This is a genomic window from Bradyrhizobium sp. Arg816 (assembly GCF_029989365.1).
Classification (GTDB): Bacteria; Pseudomonadota; Alphaproteobacteria; order Rhizobiales; family Xanthobacteraceae; genus Bradyrhizobium.
Genome location: NZ_JAPRAQ010000003.1, coordinates 1 through 16727 on the forward strand (window position 1 = coordinate 1; position 16727 = coordinate 16727).

16 protein-coding genes are annotated in these 16727 nt (G+C 65.8%); 5 read left to right on the forward strand and 11 right to left on the reverse strand.

Features of this window, described 5'->3' with window-relative positions:
* The 4 genes from OWC48_RS08625 to OWC48_RS08640 all read left to right on the forward strand — a co-directional run.
* Nucleotides 1-314, forward strand: a 314-nt coding sequence (locus OWC48_RS08625) for a UDP binding domain-containing protein (protein WP_282519604.1), incomplete at its 5' end; no start/stop codon positions are given.
* A 124-nt stretch (nt 315-438) separates the two neighbouring features.
* A complete protein-coding gene (gene hrpB / locus OWC48_RS08630) occupies nt 439-2916 on the forward strand; it encodes an ATP-dependent helicase HrpB (RefSeq protein ID WP_282519605.1) in 2478 nt (825 codons plus the stop codon).
* A gap of 129 nt (nt 2917-3045) precedes the next feature.
* On the forward strand, nt 3046-3558 hold the full coding sequence (locus OWC48_RS08635) for a TIGR02281 family clan AA aspartic protease (RefSeq protein ID WP_071909170.1): 513 nt from the start codon (nt 3046-3048) through the stop codon (nt 3556-3558).
* Between the two features lie 210 nt (nt 3559-3768).
* The gene (locus OWC48_RS08640; protein WP_282519606.1) at nt 3769-5268 is read left to right on the forward strand and encodes a phosphomannomutase/phosphoglucomutase; all 1500 of its coding nucleotides are present in this window, start codon (nt 3769-3771) and stop codon (nt 5266-5268) included.
* 234 nt (nt 5269-5502) lie between these two features.
* Here the strand turns inward: OWC48_RS08640 and OWC48_RS08645 are convergent, their stop codons facing one another.
* The 11 genes from OWC48_RS08645 to OWC48_RS08695 form a co-directional block, all read right to left on the reverse strand.
* On the reverse strand, nt 5503-6012 hold the full coding sequence (locus tag OWC48_RS08645; protein WP_282519607.1) for an Lrp/AsnC family transcriptional regulator: 510 nt from the start codon (nt 6010-6012) through the stop codon (nt 5503-5505).
* A 97-nt stretch (nt 6013-6109) separates the two neighbouring features.
* Nucleotides 6110-7033 (reverse strand): sugar kinase, encoded by a 924-nt coding sequence (locus OWC48_RS08650; RefSeq protein ID WP_282519608.1) that lies wholly within the window; start codon nt 7031-7033, stop codon nt 6110-6112.
* A 13-nt stretch (nt 7034-7046) separates the two neighbouring features.
* The gene (gene nudC / locus OWC48_RS08655) at nt 7047-7991 is read right to left on the reverse strand and encodes an NAD(+) diphosphatase (RefSeq protein ID WP_208084085.1); all 945 of its coding nucleotides are present in this window, start codon (nt 7989-7991) and stop codon (nt 7047-7049) included.
* 9 nt (nt 7992-8000) lie between these two features.
* Nucleotides 8001-8420 carry an HIT domain-containing protein gene (locus tag OWC48_RS08660; protein WP_063979832.1) on the reverse strand — a complete coding sequence of 140 codons (420 nt, stop codon included), beginning with the start codon at nt 8418-8420 and terminating at the stop codon, nt 8001-8003.
* A 148-nt stretch (nt 8421-8568) separates the two neighbouring features.
* On the reverse strand, nt 8569-9696 hold the full coding sequence (locus OWC48_RS08665) for a muconate cycloisomerase family protein (protein WP_282519609.1): 1128 nt from the start codon (nt 9694-9696) through the stop codon (nt 8569-8571).
* Nucleotides 9693-10448: an SDR family NAD(P)-dependent oxidoreductase gene (locus OWC48_RS08670; RefSeq protein WP_282519610.1), complete on the reverse strand. Its 756-nt coding sequence runs from the start codon at nt 10446-10448 to the stop codon at nt 9693-9695. The genes OWC48_RS08665 and OWC48_RS08670 overlap by 4 nt, the downstream gene beginning before the upstream one ends.
* Nucleotides 10448-11254 carry an amino acid ABC transporter ATP-binding protein gene (locus OWC48_RS08675; protein ID WP_282519611.1) on the reverse strand — a complete coding sequence of 269 codons (807 nt, stop codon included), beginning with the start codon at nt 11252-11254 and terminating at the stop codon, nt 10448-10450. Before OWC48_RS08675 ends, OWC48_RS08670 begins: the two co-directional genes overlap by 1 nt.
* Nucleotides 11251-11913, reverse strand: coding sequence for an amino acid ABC transporter permease (locus tag OWC48_RS08680; RefSeq protein ID WP_143846141.1), 663 nt, complete (start codon nt 11911-11913; stop codon nt 11251-11253). The genes OWC48_RS08675 and OWC48_RS08680 overlap by 4 nt, the downstream gene beginning before the upstream one ends.
* Before the next feature lie 116 nt (nt 11914-12029).
* Complete coding sequence (locus OWC48_RS08685; RefSeq protein ID WP_212489396.1) at nt 12030-12878, reverse strand: transporter substrate-binding domain-containing protein; 849 nt, start codon at nt 12876-12878, stop codon at nt 12030-12032.
* Nucleotides 12879-13308: 430 nt separating this feature from the next.
* A complete protein-coding gene (locus OWC48_RS08690) occupies nt 13309-14778 on the reverse strand; it encodes a catalase (protein ID WP_282519612.1) in 1470 nt (489 codons plus the stop codon).
* 118 nt (nt 14779-14896) lie between these two features.
* Nucleotides 14897-15538 carry an HD domain-containing protein gene (locus OWC48_RS08695; protein WP_282519613.1) on the reverse strand — a complete coding sequence of 214 codons (642 nt, stop codon included), beginning with the start codon at nt 15536-15538 and terminating at the stop codon, nt 14897-14899.
* 103 nt (nt 15539-15641) lie between these two features.
* Here OWC48_RS08695 and OWC48_RS08700 point away from each other — a divergent pair, with 103 nt between their 5' ends.
* Nucleotides 15642-16643, forward strand: a complete 1002-nt coding sequence (locus tag OWC48_RS08700; protein ID WP_282519614.1) for a GlxA family transcriptional regulator — start codon at nt 15642-15644, stop codon at nt 16641-16643.
* Nucleotides 16644-16727 lie beyond the last annotated feature (84 nt).

The window sequence follows — 16727 nt, forward strand, 5'->3', positions numbered from 1 at the left end:
CGATCCCGCTGGTCACCGGCCTGATCGACATGGGCGCGACGGTCAAGGCCTTCGATCCCGTCGGCATGGAGCAGGCCAAGGGCGAGCTGCCGAACATCACCTATTGCGAGGACGCCTATTCCTGCGCACAAGGCGCCGATGCGCTCGTCATCGTCACCGAATGGGTGCAGTTCCGCGCGCTCGATCTCCACCGGCTGAAGGCGGCCATGACCCAGCCCGTCGTCGTCGATCTCCGCAACGTCTACCGGCCCGAAGACATGGAAGCCGCCGGCTTCACCTACGAGAGCATCGGCCGTCCGCCGGTGCAGGGCTGATAGCCACGCATTGTTGTCATACCCCGCGAAGGCGGGGTATCCAGTATGCAGAGATCCTCGGAATGGCCGGGATCTGAGTTGACTGGATCGTCCGCCCTGCGCGGACGATGACGGACCGAGACTTTTGCCCCGCAGCTTCGACACGCCCCTCCCAATCGATGCCGTGCTCGACGATCTCTCGCGCACGCTGGAGGCGCATAACGCCGCCGTGCTGGTGGCGCCGCCCGGCGCCGGCAAGACCACGCGGGTGCCGCTGGCGCTGCTGGATGCGCCCTGGGCCGTGGGCAAGAAGATCATCGTGCTGGAGCCGCGGCGTATCGCTGCCCGGGCCAGTGCCGAGCGTATGGCCAAGTCGCTTCGAGAGCGCGCCGGCGAAACCGTCGGCTACCGCGTCCGCTTCGGCTCGAAGATCTCGCGTACGACGCGCATCGAGGTGGTGACCGAGGGCATCTTCACCCGCCAGATACTCGACGATCCCGAGCTCTCCGGCATCGCGGCGGTCCTGTTCGACGAATTCCACGAGCGCTCGCTCGATGCCGACATGGGCCTCGCGCTGGCGCGTGACGCGCAAACCGGCCTGCGCGAGGATCTGCGCATCCTCGTGATGTCGGCAACGCTCGACGGCGCCCGCGTGGCAAAGCTGCTCGGGGACGCGCCCGTTGTCGAGAGCGAGGGCCGCGCCTTCCCGGTCGAGACGCGCTATCTCGGCCGCAAGGCGGATGCGCCGGTGGAGCGGCAGATGGCGGATGCGATCGCGTCCGCGCTGCGCGCCGACAGCGGTTCGGTGCTGGCGTTCCTGCCGGGCGCGGCCGAAATCCGCCGCACCCAGAATTTCCTCAGCGAGCGCGTTCAGGATGCCAGCATCGAAATCGTACCGCTGTTTGGCGCGCTCGATGCTGCCGTGCAGGACCGCGCGATCGCACCCGCGCCGAAGGGCACGCGCAAGGTGGTGCTGGCGACCTCGATCGCGGAGACCTCGCTCACCATCGAGGGCGTGCGCATCGTGGTCGATTCAGGCCTCGCCCGCGTGCCGCGCTACGAGCCCGACATCGGCCTGACGCGGCTCGAGACCGTGCGCGCTGCGCGTGCGGCGGTGGACCAGCGCCGCGGCCGCGCCGGCCGCATCGAGCCCGGTGTCTGCTACCGGCTCTGGGACGAGCCGCAGACGGCCTCGCTTGCGCCCTACACCCAGCCGGAAATCCTCAGTGCCGACCTCTCCTCGCTGGTGCTCGATCTCGCGCAATGGGGCGTCGCCGATCCTTCGGCGCTGTCATTCCTCGATCCGCCGCCGCAGCCCGCCTGGAAAGAGGCGAAGAGCCTTCTCTCCGAGCTCAACGCGCTCGATGGCGACGGGCGCATCACCGCCGAAGGCAAAAGCCTGCGCGCGCTGGCGCTGCCGCCGCGGCTGGCGCGCATGATCGTGGATTCGCATCGCGTCGGCAGCGGCGAAGCCGCCGCCGAGATCGCGGCCATCATCACCGAGCGCGGGCTCGGCGGCGACAGCGTCGATCTCGAGTACCGGCGCGATCAGTTCCGGCGCGATCGCTCGCCGCGCGCCGCGAGCGCGCGCGATCTCGCGCGGCGCTGGGCTTCGCAGGTGGCGGCGTCGGAGAAGGCCGCAACCGGACAGGATGATCTCTCGACCGGCCTGATGCTCGCCTATGCCTTCCCGGACCGTGTCGCGCGCAATCGCGGCAATGGCACCTTCGTGCTCGCCAATGGTCGCGGCGCCGCGGTGGAGCAGACTTCGTCGCTCGCGCGCGCGCCCTACATCGCAATCGGCGAGATGACGGGCACGGCGGCGAGCGGCCGCGTTCTGCTGGCAGCGCCGATCAGCGAAGACGACATCGAGCGGCATTTCGCCGAGCATATCGAGACCGTCGACGAGATCTCCTTCGATCGTGGCGCGATGGCGCTGCGCGCGCGGCGCAAGCGCGCGCTGCATGCGATCACGCTGTCTGAGGCAACACTCGCGGTGTCGCCTTCGGAGGAGACTGCGCGTATCTTCGCAGATGGGCTGATTGCCGCAGGTCTCGACCGGCTGCCCTGGTCGAAGGCCGCAAAACAGTGGCGCGACCGCGTGATGTTTCTGCGCAAGGCCGAGGGCGACAGCTGGCCCGATTTGTCCGACGACGGACTGATCGCGCGGCGCGACGACTGGCTGGTGCCGGCGCTCTACGACAAGATCGCGCTGAAGGACATCTCGGCCGGCGATCTCTCCGACGCGCTGATGGCGCTGTTGCCCTGGGAGATGCGCGCAAGGCTCGATCGCGAGGCGCCGACGCATTTCGAGGCGCCGACCGGCAGCGTGCTCGCGATCGACTATGAGGCCGAGCAGGGGCCGACCATCGCGGTGCGGCTCCAGGAGTTGTTCGGGCTCAACACCCATCCGTCGATCGCCGCCGGCAAGGTGCCGCTGGTGCTGGAATTGCTGTCGCCGGCGCAACGCCCGGTGCAGGTGACGCGCGACCTCCCCGGTTTCTGGCGCGGCAGTTACGCCGCCGTGCGCTCCGACCTGCGCGGCCGCTACCCGCGCCATCCCTGGCCGGAGGATCCGGCGAGCGCGCTGCCAACCCGGCGGGTCAAGCCGCGCGGGACCTGAGAAGCCACGAAGACGCATTAACCCTCCGCTCATCCTTTTCGTCAAAATAGCGGCGCTCTGACCGCAGCGTCGCTCGCGGCCAGACGTGTCGCGTGGTGAAATCGAGCTTTCCGGCTCGGAAGTGGTGTGATGCGTAACATAATGATCCTCGCGGCCATCATGATCGGCCTCGGCACGTTCATGGCGCAGATGGCGGACAGGATGAGTTCCGCCTCCGCGACGTCAGCGCCGCGCACGACGATTGCGGTTGCTGCGACGGCGCCGGCCGGTGGGCGCAGCCTCGCCATCTCCCGCGATGGCCGTGGCCATTTTCAGGCCGAAGGCCGCATCGACGGCCAACGGATCGGCTTCATGATCGACACCGGCGCCTCCGTGGTCGCGCTGAACGAGAGCTCGGCCGCCCGCTTTGGCCTGCGTCCCTCGCGCGGCGAGTACAACGCCACCGTCTCGACCGCCAACGGCACCATCAAGGCCGCGCGCACGCGCATCGCCATGCTCGAGGTTGGCGGCCTCGTCGTGCGCGACGTCGACGCCATGGTGCTGCCGGACGAGGCACTGTCCGAGAACCTGCTCGGCCTCTCCTTCCTGTCCCGCCTCAAGCGCTTCGAATACGCCAACGGCCAGATGGTGCTGGAGCAGTAAGCGGCTTCAAGGGCTCTCACCGCGCTGACGAACGGTCGTTCGCACCGATTTTTTCAGGACGGCATTGGCGGAAGTCTCGCGCCGGGGCCGCGTTTCCCCGTTACCAAACTGCCGCAATTATAAGCCATAAGCTGCCATTCCCGCCTTCCGCTGCGGCCCGGCATTCGCTAAGGCTGCATCAATTCCCGCCATTTTCACGAGACCGTCTCAATGTTCCCCAAGCCGAAATCCGTCTTGTTGCCCAACACCTATGCCTTCGAATCCGAGCCGATGGTGAAGGCTACGGGTTTTCGCGAATACGACGCGCGCTGGTTGTTCCAGAAGGAAATCAACCTGATGGGGATCCAGGCGCTCGGCATGGGGCTGGGCGCCCTGATTGCGGAGCTCGGTGTCAAGCAGGAGATCGTCACCGGCCATGATTTCCGCGGCTATTCGGCCTCGATCAAATATGCGCTGATTTCCGGCCTGATGGCGGCGGGCTGCAAGGTGCACGACATCGGGCTCGCGGTGACGCCGATGGCCTATTTCGCGCAGTTCGACCTCGACGTGCCCTGCTGCGCCATGGTCACGGCCTCGCACAACGACAATGGCTGGACCGGCGTGAAGATGGGCGCCAACCGCCCGCTGACCTTCGGCCCCGACGAGATGACGCGGCTGAAGGAGATCGTGCTCAACGCCGAATTCAAGAACAAGGCCGGCGGCTCCTACCAGTTCCACGAGAATTATCCGGCGCGCTACATCGCCGATCTCACCGGCCGTCCGAAGCTGACCCGCAAGCTCAAGGTCGTCGCCGCCTGCGGCAATGGCACGGCCGGCGCGTTCGCGCCGCAGGTGCTGGAGGCGATCGGCTGCGAGGTGATCCCGCTCGACACCGAGCTCGACCACACCTTCCCGAAATACAATCCGAACCCGGAAGACATGGAAATGCTGCACGCGATCCGCGACGCGGTGCTGCATCACAAGGCCGATGTCGGTCTCGGCTTCGACGGTGACGGCGATCGCTGCGGCGTCGTCGACAACACCGGCGAGGAAATCTTCGCCGACAAGGTCGGCGTGATGCTCGCCCGCGACATGTCGGCGATCCACAAGGACGCGCAGTTCATCGTCGACGTGAAGTCGACCGGCCTGTTCGTCACCGATCCCGTGCTGCAGAAGCAGGGCGCCAAGGTCGCTTATTGGAAGACCGGCCATTCCTACATGAAGCGCCGCACCCACGAGACGGGTGCGCTCGCGGGCTTCGAGAAGTCCGGCCACTTCTTCTTCAACAAGCCGTATGGACGCGGCTATGACGACGGCCTGGTGTCGGCGCTCGCGATCTGCGACATGCTCGACCGCGCGCCGGGCAAGTCGATGGCCGATTTGAAGAACGCGCTGCCAAAAACCTGGTCGTCGCCGACCATGTCGCCGCATTGCGCCGACGAGACCAAGTATGGCGTCATCGACCAGGTGGTGAAGCATTTCGAAGGCTTGCAGGCCAAGGGTGCCAAGATCGAGGGACAGGCGATCCGCGATCTCGTCACCGTCAACGGCGTACGCGTCACGGTCGAGGACGGCAGCTGGGGCCTGGTACGCGCGTCCTCCAACAAGCCCGAGCTCGTCGTCGTGGTCGAGAGCCCGGTCTCCGAGCAGCGCATGCACGACATGTTCGAGATGGTGAACAGCGTGCTCCGCACGCATCCCGAAGTCGGCGCGTACAATCAGACGATTTGAGCGGCGGCATCAGGGGAGCACAACCCGCGCCGCAAATCTCCGCTGTCATGCCCCGGCTTGCCGCCTTCACTGGAGTACCCTGGTGGCCTCGGCGTAGCGTTGGCGGAGCCGGGACCGGGGCATCCAGTACGCCGCAGCTTCTCCGTATCCAATCGCCGCCTCTGGAATACTGGATCGCCCGGTCAAGGCCGGGCGATGACAGCTTCCTTGTGGTGAGGCCTGCGAACTAAGCCTCTAAGCCGCCACCACCGTCGGGATCGGCAGCGCGGTGACCGACTTGATCTTCTCCATCGCGAAGCGCGAGGTGACGTTCTTCAGCGGCACGGCGCTGATCAGCTTCTTGTAGAACACGTCATAGGCCTGCATGTCGGCGACCACGACGCGCAGCATGTAGTCGACGTCGCCGGCCATGCGGTAGAACTCCATCACCTCGGGCATGGCGCTCACGGCCTCGGCGAACTTCTTCAGCCAGGCGTCCGAATGGTCGGCGCTCTCGACCGACACGAACACGGAGATGCCGAGCCCGATCTTGTTCTGGTCGACCAGGGCGACCCGCTTCAGGATCACGCCGTCGGCCTCGAGCCGCTGGATGCGCTTCCAGCAGGGGGTCGAGGACAGCCCGACGCGGTCGCCGATCTCGGCGACGGAGAGGGAGGCATCCTCCTGGAGCACCATCAGAATCTTGCGGTCGATGGCATCGAGGCGGCGGCTGGTCTCGGGGAGTTGCACGGCGAGGTCAGTCATTTGAAGAACTTTGTTCCATTTAAGGGGCTGATTTCCCTGATATAGAGAAAATCTTTCCACGGCAAGCCTATAATCTCGACGTAACAGTGGAACCGCTCTAGAGCCTGCCTCGCAAAAGCTCTTCAACTTCAACGCGTTGTGGGGCGGCCATGCCGCCGCCATGGCGGGCGCATTTCAGCGCCGCGGCGGCCGCGGCGAATCGCAGCGCCTCCCGCACCTCCTCGCCCTCGGCGAGGCGAAGCGCGAAGGCGCCATGGAAGACGTCGCCGGCCCCGAGCGTATCGACCGCCTGAACCGGGAAGGCCGGTGTCTCCTCCAGCTCGCCCGCCTCGTCCAGCCAGATCGTGCCACGCGGGCCGCGCGTGGCGGCGAGGAAGGCCGGCGTCAGCCTGGCCAGGCGCTTCAACGCGCCACCGTCGTCGGCGACGCCGGCCGTCTCCTGCACCTGGTCGCTGGCGAACAGCAGGTGCGAGGCGGCCGTGAGCAGGCCGTCCTGCAACGACATCGCGCGATCGACGCCGACGATGACGGGAATGCCGCGCCGTCGCGCCTCGGCGCAGAGATCGATAGAAAGGGCGCCGCAGCGGCTCTCGACGAGGACCGCCCGGCAATCGGCGAGCAGCGCGTCACCGTCCGGCAGCTTCACGCTCCACAGGCCGGGATCGCGATAGATCGTCAGCGTCCGCTCGCCCGAGGGCTCGATCAGGATCGCCGAGACCGGCGTGGTCAGGCCGGGCATGCGCACCACGTGCGTCGTGTCGATGCCCTCACGGGCCATCTGTTCGAGAATGAAGCCGCTCGACACTTCCCGTGCATCGCCCATCGGTCCTGCGAAGGAGACCCGGCCACCGAGCCGCGAAATGGCGATCGCAGCATTGAGCGCGTTGCCGCCGCAGATCTCGGCCAGATGCGTGGCGTTGGCCTTGCTGCCGCGCGCGGGCACGGCCTCGACGCGAAAGGTGAGGTCGCGCACGGGAATGCCGATGCAGAGGATGGGCGGCGCGGTTCCTGATGTGGCCACCGGCGGCCCCAGCTTACGCGCCGGTCTTGTCGTGCACCCAGCGGCCGAGCAAATGGTGGGCGATCGCGAACGGATGCGGGCCGGCGAGCCCGTCCGGATGCGTCCGCGTCAGCATCAGCGCGGCCTCCTCGCGGGTGAACCAGCGCGCGTCCTCCAGCTCGGAATGATCGACGACGACGTCCTCGTTCAGCGCCCGGGCGCTGCAGCCGATCATCAGCGACGACGGATAGGGCCAGGGCTGCGTCATGTAATACTGCACGTCGGTGCAGCGGATTCCGGATTCTTCGAGGATTTCCCGGCGTACCGCATCCTCGATGGTCTCGGCGACCTCGACGAAGCCGGCGAGGCAGGAATACATTCCCGGCGGAAACTGCTTCTGGCGGCCGAGCAGGCACTTCTCGCCCGAGGCGACCAGCATGATCACGACGGGATCGGTGCGCGGAAAGTGCTCGGCCTTGCAAGCAGGGCACTCGCGCTTCCAGCCGCCTTCCTTCATCGCGCTCCGCGTGCCGCAATTGGCGCAATAGCCGTGGCGCTGGTGCCAGCTCACCATCGACTTCGCCATCGCGATCGCCGAGAGCTCGTCGGGCGGAATCGCGCCCTGCATCGCCATGCCGCGCAGCTCGGTGACGGTGTAGTCCTCGCGGCCGATCAGCTTCTCCGCCGCCGCCTGCGACATTCCCATGCCGAACACCGCGGCGCCGTCGCGCAACCCTAGGAAGATCGTGCCGGGGTTCGCGCCGCATTTCAGCGCCTCGTCTACTCCCAGCAGCGCGCGCGCCTTGTCGCCCTCGCGCTTCACCAGCAGCGAGTCGCGGTAGACGACATAGGCGCGCGACGATGGCTTCTGCTCCATGGCGAACAGTTTTTCGTCGTCGCGGCGCAGATGCGCGGCGCGATCGAGGACGTGAGTGACGAAGGCCGGCTGTCCCAGCGGAAACGAGTCGAATGCTGACATTTCTTGTTCTCAACCCAACCAGATCTTGCGGCGAAGCGCGCTGATGAAAGTCTGCACCTCGGTGGCGTCATGCGCCAAGGGCTTCATCACGCCCCAGACCGGCCGCGGCCATGCGGCGTCGCTGGTGCGGCGTGCGATGATATGGACGTGAAGCTGCGGCACGAGGTTGCCGAGCGCGGCGACATTGAGCTTGTCGCATTTGGTGATCTCTTTCAGCGCGCGCGAGACGCGGGAGATCTCCGTCATCAGTTGCGCCTGCTCCACCTCGTCGAGATCGATGATCTCGACCGCATCGGGCCGCCGCGGCACCAGCAGCAGCCAGGGATAATGCGCGTCCTTGATAACCAGGACCTTCGACAGCGGCAGGTCGCCGATGTCGATGGTGTCCTCTTTCAGGCGGGAGTGCAGCGACCAGGCGGGATCAGACATGGAGAGTTTCCGGATGGCCCGATGGGGGCGGGCGTGTTTGACCGGACCATACGATAGGGAGTCCCTAAGGGAAAGGTTAGGGGCCGCGGGGGCGGCATGCTCCGCTGTCGTCCCGGGGCGCGCAAAGCGCGAGCCCGGAATGACGGAATTACACCTCCGCAAGCACCCGCGCATTGGCGCGGACGGAGGCCTCGCTGACGCGGATGCCGAGACCCGGGCCGTCGGGCACCACCACATGGCCGGCGCGGTTGGCAACGCGCTCTTCCAGCACGTCCTCGGTCAGCACGTGATGCGGCATGTAGAATTCGCAGCCGAGCGAGATGCCCGGCGTTGCCGCGATCAGCTGCGTCCCGGCGGCAAGCCCGATGCCGCCCTCCCACAGCGTGCCGCCATAACCGGGCAGGCCGGCGACGTCGGCGATTGCCATGATCGCCTGCGCCTCGAACAGGCCGCCGGCCTTCATCAGCTTGATCGAGACCGCATCGGCTGCCTCGCGGCGCACCACCTCCATCATGTCGCGGCGGTCGAAGCAGCTTTCGTCGGCGAGAACGGGTGTTTCAAGCGCCGCGGTGAGCTGCGCCATCACGTCGAGAAATTTGCGCGGCACCGGCTGCTCGATGAAGGTCGGGGCGAACTCTTCGACGTCGCGCAGGATCTTGATGGCGCCGAACGGCGCCAGCGCCTGGTTGTAATCGACGCGCAGATCGACCTTGTCGCCGAATTCCTTGCGGATCGCTTCGAGGTGATCGAGGTCCTCGCGATGCGGTTTTACGCCGGTCTTGACCTTGTAGATGAAATTGCCGTCCGGAACCATTTTTCGCATGCGTTCGAGATCGGCGGCGAAATCGGGATCGGCGATGGAGAAGGAGAGGGGAATCGTGTCCCGCACGCGGCCGCCGAGCAGGTCGGCGACCGACAATCCTGACGACTTGCCGACGATGTCGAGCAGCGCCATCTCGATCGCGACCTTGGCCTCGGCATGACCGACCAGCGCACGGTCGAGTTCGGCCATCAGCGCGCGAATGCGGCGCACGGGTTTGCCGAGCATGATCGGCCGCAGATAGATGTCGAGCGCGGAGAAGGCCGCTTCCGGCGTTCCCGTGAACACTTCCCACGGTGCCGCCTCGCCCCAGCCGATCACGCCGTCGCTCGCGGTGAGCTCGATCAGCACGCGCTTCACCGTGCCCTTGACGTTGCCGACGCCCTGGAGGCGCGCCATCTTGATCGGGCTCTCGATCAGGAACAGCCTGATGCGTTCGACGGTTGCTTCGGTCATGTCAGGCCTCCGTTGACGTGCCAGACCTGGCCGGTGACGTAGGACGCCTTCGGTGATGCCAGGAAGGCGATGATTTCGGCCACTTCCTCCGGCCGCCCGCGGCGGCGCATCGGAATCAGCGCTTCGGTTGCGGCAATCTGCTCGGGCGAGAGCCGGCTCTCGCTCGGCTTGTCCTTGATGATGAGGCCGGGTGACACTGCATTGACGGTGATGCCGTCTTTTGCGAGCTCGATCGCGGTGAGACGCACCAGCGCTTCGAGCGCGGAGCGGCTCGCGGCGGTGGCGGCAAAGGGTGCGAATTCGGGCCGGATCGCATGCGCGACAAAAGAAGACACCGCCACGATCCGCGCATCGCGCCCGGCGCGCAGCAGCGGCAGCGCTGCGTCGACCAGCCGCGTGAACGCCAGCGCCGATTCGTCCATTGCCTGCCGGAACTGATCCGCCGGCGTGCCGATCGCGCTGCCGCGGCGGGCATGACCGCCGATCAGGATCAATCCGTCGAGCCGGCCGAAGGCGCGTTGCGCGGCGGCGACGGCGTCGGTGACGGCTGCTTCCTCGGCGAGATCGCCGAGGCACTTTGCGACGACCGCGCCTTTCGCTTCGGCTTCGGCCGCAGCGGCATCGAGACCTTCCGTGTTCGAGCGGGTGTGGAGCAGAAGCGCGGTGCCGGGGGCCGCGAGCAGTTTTGCGGTGGCGCGGCCGATGCCGCTGGCGGCACCGGTGACGAGATAGGCGCGATCGATATCAGGCATCACGGTGCTGCGTTGGCCGGCGGCAACGCGCCGGTGCGGTGGAAATGGCTGAGGAAGGCGCGCGTCGCGGCTTCCTGCGGATTGTCGATCACCTGTCGCGCCGGGCCTTCCTCGACGACGACACCGTCGCGCATGAAGATGAGGCGGTCGGCGACCTCGCGGGCGAAGGCGATCTCATGGGTGACGATCACCATGGTCATGCCCTCCGAGGCCAGCCGCTGCATGACGGCGAGCACCTCGCCGACGAGTTCGGGATCGAGCGCCGAGGTGGCCTCGTCGAATAGCATCACGTCCGGCTCCATCGCGAGCGCGCGCGCGATCGCGACGCGCTGCTTCTGCCCGCCTGAGAGTGTTGCCGGATATTGGTCGGCCTTTTCCGCAAGGCCCACCTTGGCAAGCTGCGCGCGCGCGAGCTTCTCGGCGTCCGCCTTGGCCATGCGGCGCACCGTGACGGGCCCCTCCATGACGTTCTGAAGCGTCGTCATGTGCGGGAAAAGATTAAAATGCTGGAACACCATGCCGGTGGTGGTGCGGAATTTTGCGAGCGTCTTCACGTCCGGAAGCTTCGCGCCTTCGCCGAATTGGAAGCTTGTGTCGCCGACGCGGACGCTGCCGCCGTCGGGCACGACCAGCAGATTGATGCAGCGGAGCAGCGTCGACTTGCCCGAGCCGGATGGGCCGATCAGCGCCACCACGCCCCCCTTGGCCACGTCGAGGCTGATGTTCTTCAAAACCTCGTTGCTGCCAAAGCTCTTGCGCAGGCTGCGGATCTCGATCTTCGCGGTGTTCTTGGGCGGCTCGCTCATTCGCTGACCGCCAGTCGCTTCTCGCCGCGGCGGACGAGGATGGTCAGGGGGATCAGGATCGCCGCATAGGCGACCGCGACCGCGGTGTAGGTCTCCAGCGGCCGGTAGCTGTCATGGGCGGCGACCTGGCTCTGGTAGACGAGGTCGGGCACGGCGAGCACCGAAACCAGCGAGGTGTTCTTGAACTGGATGATCGACTGGTTCATCAGCGCCGGGATCATGCGCTTGATCGCCTGCGGCAGCACGATGCGCCGCATGCTCTGCCCCGGCGTCATGCCGAGCGCGGCGCCGGCTTCGGACTGGCCCTTGTCGATCGAGATGATGCCGCCGCGGATGATCTCGGAATAGAACGAGCCGCCATAGAGCGAGAGCGCGAGCGCCGAGGCCGTGATCGGCGTCATCTCGACGCCGGCGAGGATCGGTAGCGCGTAGTAGAACCAGATCAGTTGCACCAGGATCGGCGTGCAGCGGAACGCCTCGATGAAGGTGAGGGCGAGCAGGCGTACCGCCTTGAAGCGCGACAGGCTGCCGAACGCGCCGAACAGGCCGAAGACGAGACCGAGCACGACGATGACCACGGTGAAGCCGACGGTGACGCCGAGCCCGTTGAGAAAGAGCCAGCGATAGCTCCAGAGGATGCCGAAGTCCCACTGATACATGCGTATTCTTACTCGTCGTGGGGGTGCCGTCATTCCGGGGGCGCCCGAAGGGCGAGCCCGGAATCTCGAGATTCCGGGTTCGATGCTTCGCATCGCCCCGGAATGACAGTGGAAGCCTACAGCGAAACGCCCGGCGGAATGTCCGCTTCGGTCACGCCGACCAGCTCCATGTTGGTGATGATCGCGTTGCGGATGAAGCCGAGGCCCTTGTTGAAGTCGATCCAGGTGTTGACGTAGTCGCGGAAGGTCTTGTCGTTCTCGCGGCGGAAGCCGGCATTCGACGTGGTGGCGAAGATCGGAGTCGGCAGCACGAACTGGCCGAGCGAGGGATTCTTCTTCAGCACGGTCAGCGACAGCATGGTGATCAGGCACTGCGCGTCGACGCGGCCGGTTTGCAGCGCGGCGGTGGCATCGTCGGCGGTCTTCAGTCGCGAGATCTGCGCCTTCGGCGTCAGGCGGCTGACGACCTGGTCGTGCGACGAGCCCTGGTCGACGGCGATCTTGACGTCGGGCGAGTTCAGCTCGGCCCAGCTCTTCGGCTTGAAGTCCTTCTTGCAGAGGATGCCGAAGGCGTTGTTGAAGACCGGCACCGAGAAGTCGACCACCAGCGCGCGCTTCGGGGTCGGGTTGAGGCCGAAGAAGATGTCGATCTTGTTGGACTGCAGATCGAGCACCGAATTGCCCCAGGTGGTTTCGGTGATCTCGAGCTCGGCCTCCATGTCGTCGGCGAGCGCCTTGGCGATGTCGACGTAGAAGCCCTTCCACTGGCCGCTGGCGAGGTCCTTCATGTAGTAGGGCGCGCCGCCGCCGACCGCGCCGATCCGCATCTTCTTGGTGCGGCGAATGCGGGCAAAGGTCGATTCGTTGGGATCCGCTGCGGTCTGCGCCACGGCCGGTGAGGCCAGCGTGGCCGCAGCCATCGCGCCAAGTCCGACAATCGATGCGACATCACGACGTGTAACCATTTTGAGGAATCGCTTTTCTGGTTGGATGAAGGTGTGTGGTTGATCTCGCGCGAAAAATTCACCCATCAATCGGCATCAGCCGGCTGAAAAATGCTCTGGATCCGATTTTCGCGCGCCCTTTGTTTCGGTTCCGGCAGGATTTCATAGAAAGGCGCTGCCGGGCGGGCCCTGTCAAGACTCGATTGCCTCGGGGATGTGCGGGGCCTCGAAGATGGGCAGGGAGCCTATCGGCCATGACGCTTTCCGAGGCGAACGGCCGCATCTGCACTTCGCGACATGCGTGCCGCGGCGATGCGCGAGGGAAGGCCCGGCGAGCGCGTCGGCTCGAGCTATTTTCGCGAGAAAATTGATAAGCTTCGGCGGTTCGCCTTAAAAATGCGAGCGGCGCCCTGTCGGCGCCGTTCGCTGAGGTCAGTACGGATCGGCCGATCTATTCGGCGGCCTCGGCCCGAACAGTCGCCAGCCGCGTCAGCGCGTCGCGGACGCCCGCGCCATAGGCGGGATCGCCCTTGGTGCAGTTGGCGATGTGCCGTTCCTGGATCGGGATGGCAGCGGCGCCGACAGCGCGCGCCGTGTTGTCGAACAAGGCCTGCCGCTGGGCTGCGTTCATCTTGCGGAAGAGGTCGCCGGGCTGCCGATAGTGATCGTCGTCGATGCGGTGATCCCAATGCGCCGCTGCACCATCGATCTCGAGCGGCGGCTCGTTGAGATCGGGCTGATCCGTCCACTCGCCGCGGCTGTTCGGGAAATAGGTCGGCGTCCTCCCCTGATTGCCGTCGGTCCGCATTGCGCCATCGCGATGGTAGCTGTGATATGGACATTTCGGCGCGTTGACCGGAATTAGATGATGGTTGACGCCGAGGCGATAGCGCGCGGCGTCCCCGTAGGAGAACAGCCTCGCCTGCAGCATCTTGTCGGGCGAGAAGCCGATGCCCGGAACGACATGGGCCGGCGAGAAGGAGGCCTGTTCGACCTCGGCGAAGACGTTTTCCGGATTGCGGTTCAGCTCGAAATAGCCGACCTCGATCAGCGGGAAGTCCGCCTTCGGCCAGACCTTGGTCAGGTCGAACGGGTTGAAGGCGAACGCCTTGGCCTGGTCGTCGGTCATGATCTGCACGAACATCGTCCAGCGCGGGAAATCGCCGCGTTCGATGCTCTCGAACAGGTCGCGCTGGTGCGTCTCGCGGTCCTTGCCGATGAGGGCTTCGGCCTCGGCGTCGGTCAGGTTTTCGATGCCCTGCTGCGTCCGGAAGTGAAACTTCACCCAGGTCCGCTCATTGGCGGAATTGATGAAGCTGTAGGTATGGCTGCCGAAGCCATGCATGTGCCTGAAGCTTCTGGGAAGGCCGCGCTCGCTCATCACGATGGTGATCTGGTGCAGGGCCTCCGGCAGCAGCGTCCAGAAATCCCAATTGTTGTCGGCGCTGCGCATTCCGGTCCGGGGATCGCGCTTGATCGCATGATTGAGGTCGGGAAAGCGCAAGGGATCGCGGAAGAAGAACACGGGCGTGTTGTTGCCCACCATGTCCCAATTGCCTTCCTCGGTGTAGAACTTGAGCGCAAAGCCGCGGATATCACGTTCGGCGTCGGCTGCGCCGCGCTCGCCGGCCACCGTCGAGAAACGCGCGAACATCGGCGTCACCTTGCCGATCTCCGAGAAGATCTTCGCCTTGGTATAGCGGGAAATGTCGTGCGTGACCGTGAAGGTCCCGAAGGCGCCGGATCCCTTGGCGTGCATGCGCCGCTCGGGAATCACCTCGCGATCGAAATGGGCGAGCTTCTCGATCAGCCAGACATCCTGCAGCAACGCGGGGCCGCGGCGGCCGGCGGTCATGATGTTGAGATTGTCGCTGACGGGAGCGCCCGTCGCGTGGGTCAAACGTTTCGACTGGTCGGTCATGGGATATTCCTGAGTCTGGGGTCGTTGTTGGGTGCGGCTGCCCAAGTACGAATTCTCACAATCGCACGTCGCCGCACGTGTCGATTTCCGGATCGCACGGTGCTTGCGCGAATGCCGGTCAGCCGTGCCAATGCGAATTGCGGATGACGCTGCAGAAATTGCCGCGATGGAAATGCGGCTCCTTGTCGGCGATGACGTCGGCCTTGACGTTGCCGAAGGTCGTATCCGACCGATGCTTGATGCCGTCATAGAAGGCCTGGATGATATCTTCCTTGAAATGCGCAGTGCGCGGAAACGCCTTCACCACCGCCTCGCGCTCCGCGTCGGAGTATTCGCTGTAGGTAAGCCCGAGCACGTCCATCTCGACGCCCGCGGTCACCAGCGCGACGACGGAGTGCATATGCTCCGGCACGCCCGGCGTGGTGTGCAGGGCGATCGCGGTCCAGACCGTGTAGGCGTCGGCTTCCGAAATGCCGTGGCTGCGCAGGAAGTCGCGCGCGGCGTGCGCGCCGTCGACCTCGAACCGCTCGTGCTGGCTGCCATGGCCCGGCATCAGGCCGATGTCGTGAAACATGGCGCCGGCGTAAAGCAGCTCGCGGTCGAATGTCAGTCCGCGGCGGACGCCGGCCATCGCTCCGAACTGGTAGACGCGGCTGGAATGGTTGAACAGCAAATCCGTTTCGGTATCGCGGATGTATTCGGTGATGGCACGCGCCAGCTTGCTGTCGGGGATGACGGCGACCTCGGTGATTTCTGACATGAGCAGCTCCTGAAATTTGGGTCGCCCGCACTGTAAATCCGGGCTATTTTGTCTTAAATCGACGTAACACGTCTAAAACGGACAAATCCGGATCGAGGCGGACATGGGCGCAAAGCCGAAACCAAGGACGGTTGTGATCGTGGCGCTGCCAGGCGTGCAGCTGCTCGATGTCGCAGGGCCGCTCGACGTGTTCGCCGAGGCAAACGTCCAGGCCGGCTATCCGGCCTATGCGCTGTTCGTGGCGGGCGCGGAGCCGGGGCCGATCCGCAGTTCCTCAGGTATCCGGCTGATGCCTGATCGAATCGTCGACCGCGACTTCCAGGAGCCCATCGACACCTTGCTGGTGGCGGGATGCCCGAACGCGGCCGAAGTCCCGGCGGACGGGAGCGTGATCGACTGGCTGCGGCGGCGGGCTTCGCGGACCCGCAGATTCGGCTCGGTGTGCAGCGGGGCCTTCTTCCTTGCCGCCGCCGGTCTCCTTGATGGCAGGCGGGTTACGACGCATTGGGCGGTCGCGGACATGCTGGCCGGCAAATTCCCGTCGGTCACCGTGGACAAGGATGCCATCTACGTCACCGACGGCAAGCTCCGCACGGCCGCCGGCGTGACCGCGGGGCTCGACCTCGCGCTGGCACTGGTCGAGGAGGATCTCGGTCGCGACACGGCCATGAAGGTCGCAAGCCAGCTCGTGATGTTCTTCAAGCGCCCGGGTGGACAGATGCAGTTCACCCGCAAGGGCGCGGCTGTTCCTGCCGGCCGCGCCGCGTTGCAGGAGCTGCAGCGCTGGGTCGCCGCCAACCCCTCGCTCGACCACAGCGTTGCCAGCCTGGCGACACGCATGGAGCTCAGCCCGAGGCACTTTGCGCGGCTGTTCCGCGCCGAGGTGGGCGTCACGCCTGCGACCTGGGTCGAGGAAGCCCGCGTCAATGCAGCGAGGCGGCTGCTCGAGTTTGGCAATGAAGCCCCGAAGCAGGTGGCGCTCCATTGTGGCTTCGCCGATGCCGACACGCTGCGTCGCGCGTTCAATCGTCACGTCGGCGTGACGCCCGCCGAGTATCGCAAGCGGTTTGCGCGAATCACGGAGGTTCCAGGTCGGCAACACTGAGCTGGCTTCCGCGTTCAAATGGGCCGGCGGGGGCCGTCCAGCGGGGTGTGCGGGACCCACGGATAGCCGCTTGCTTTCCCGACC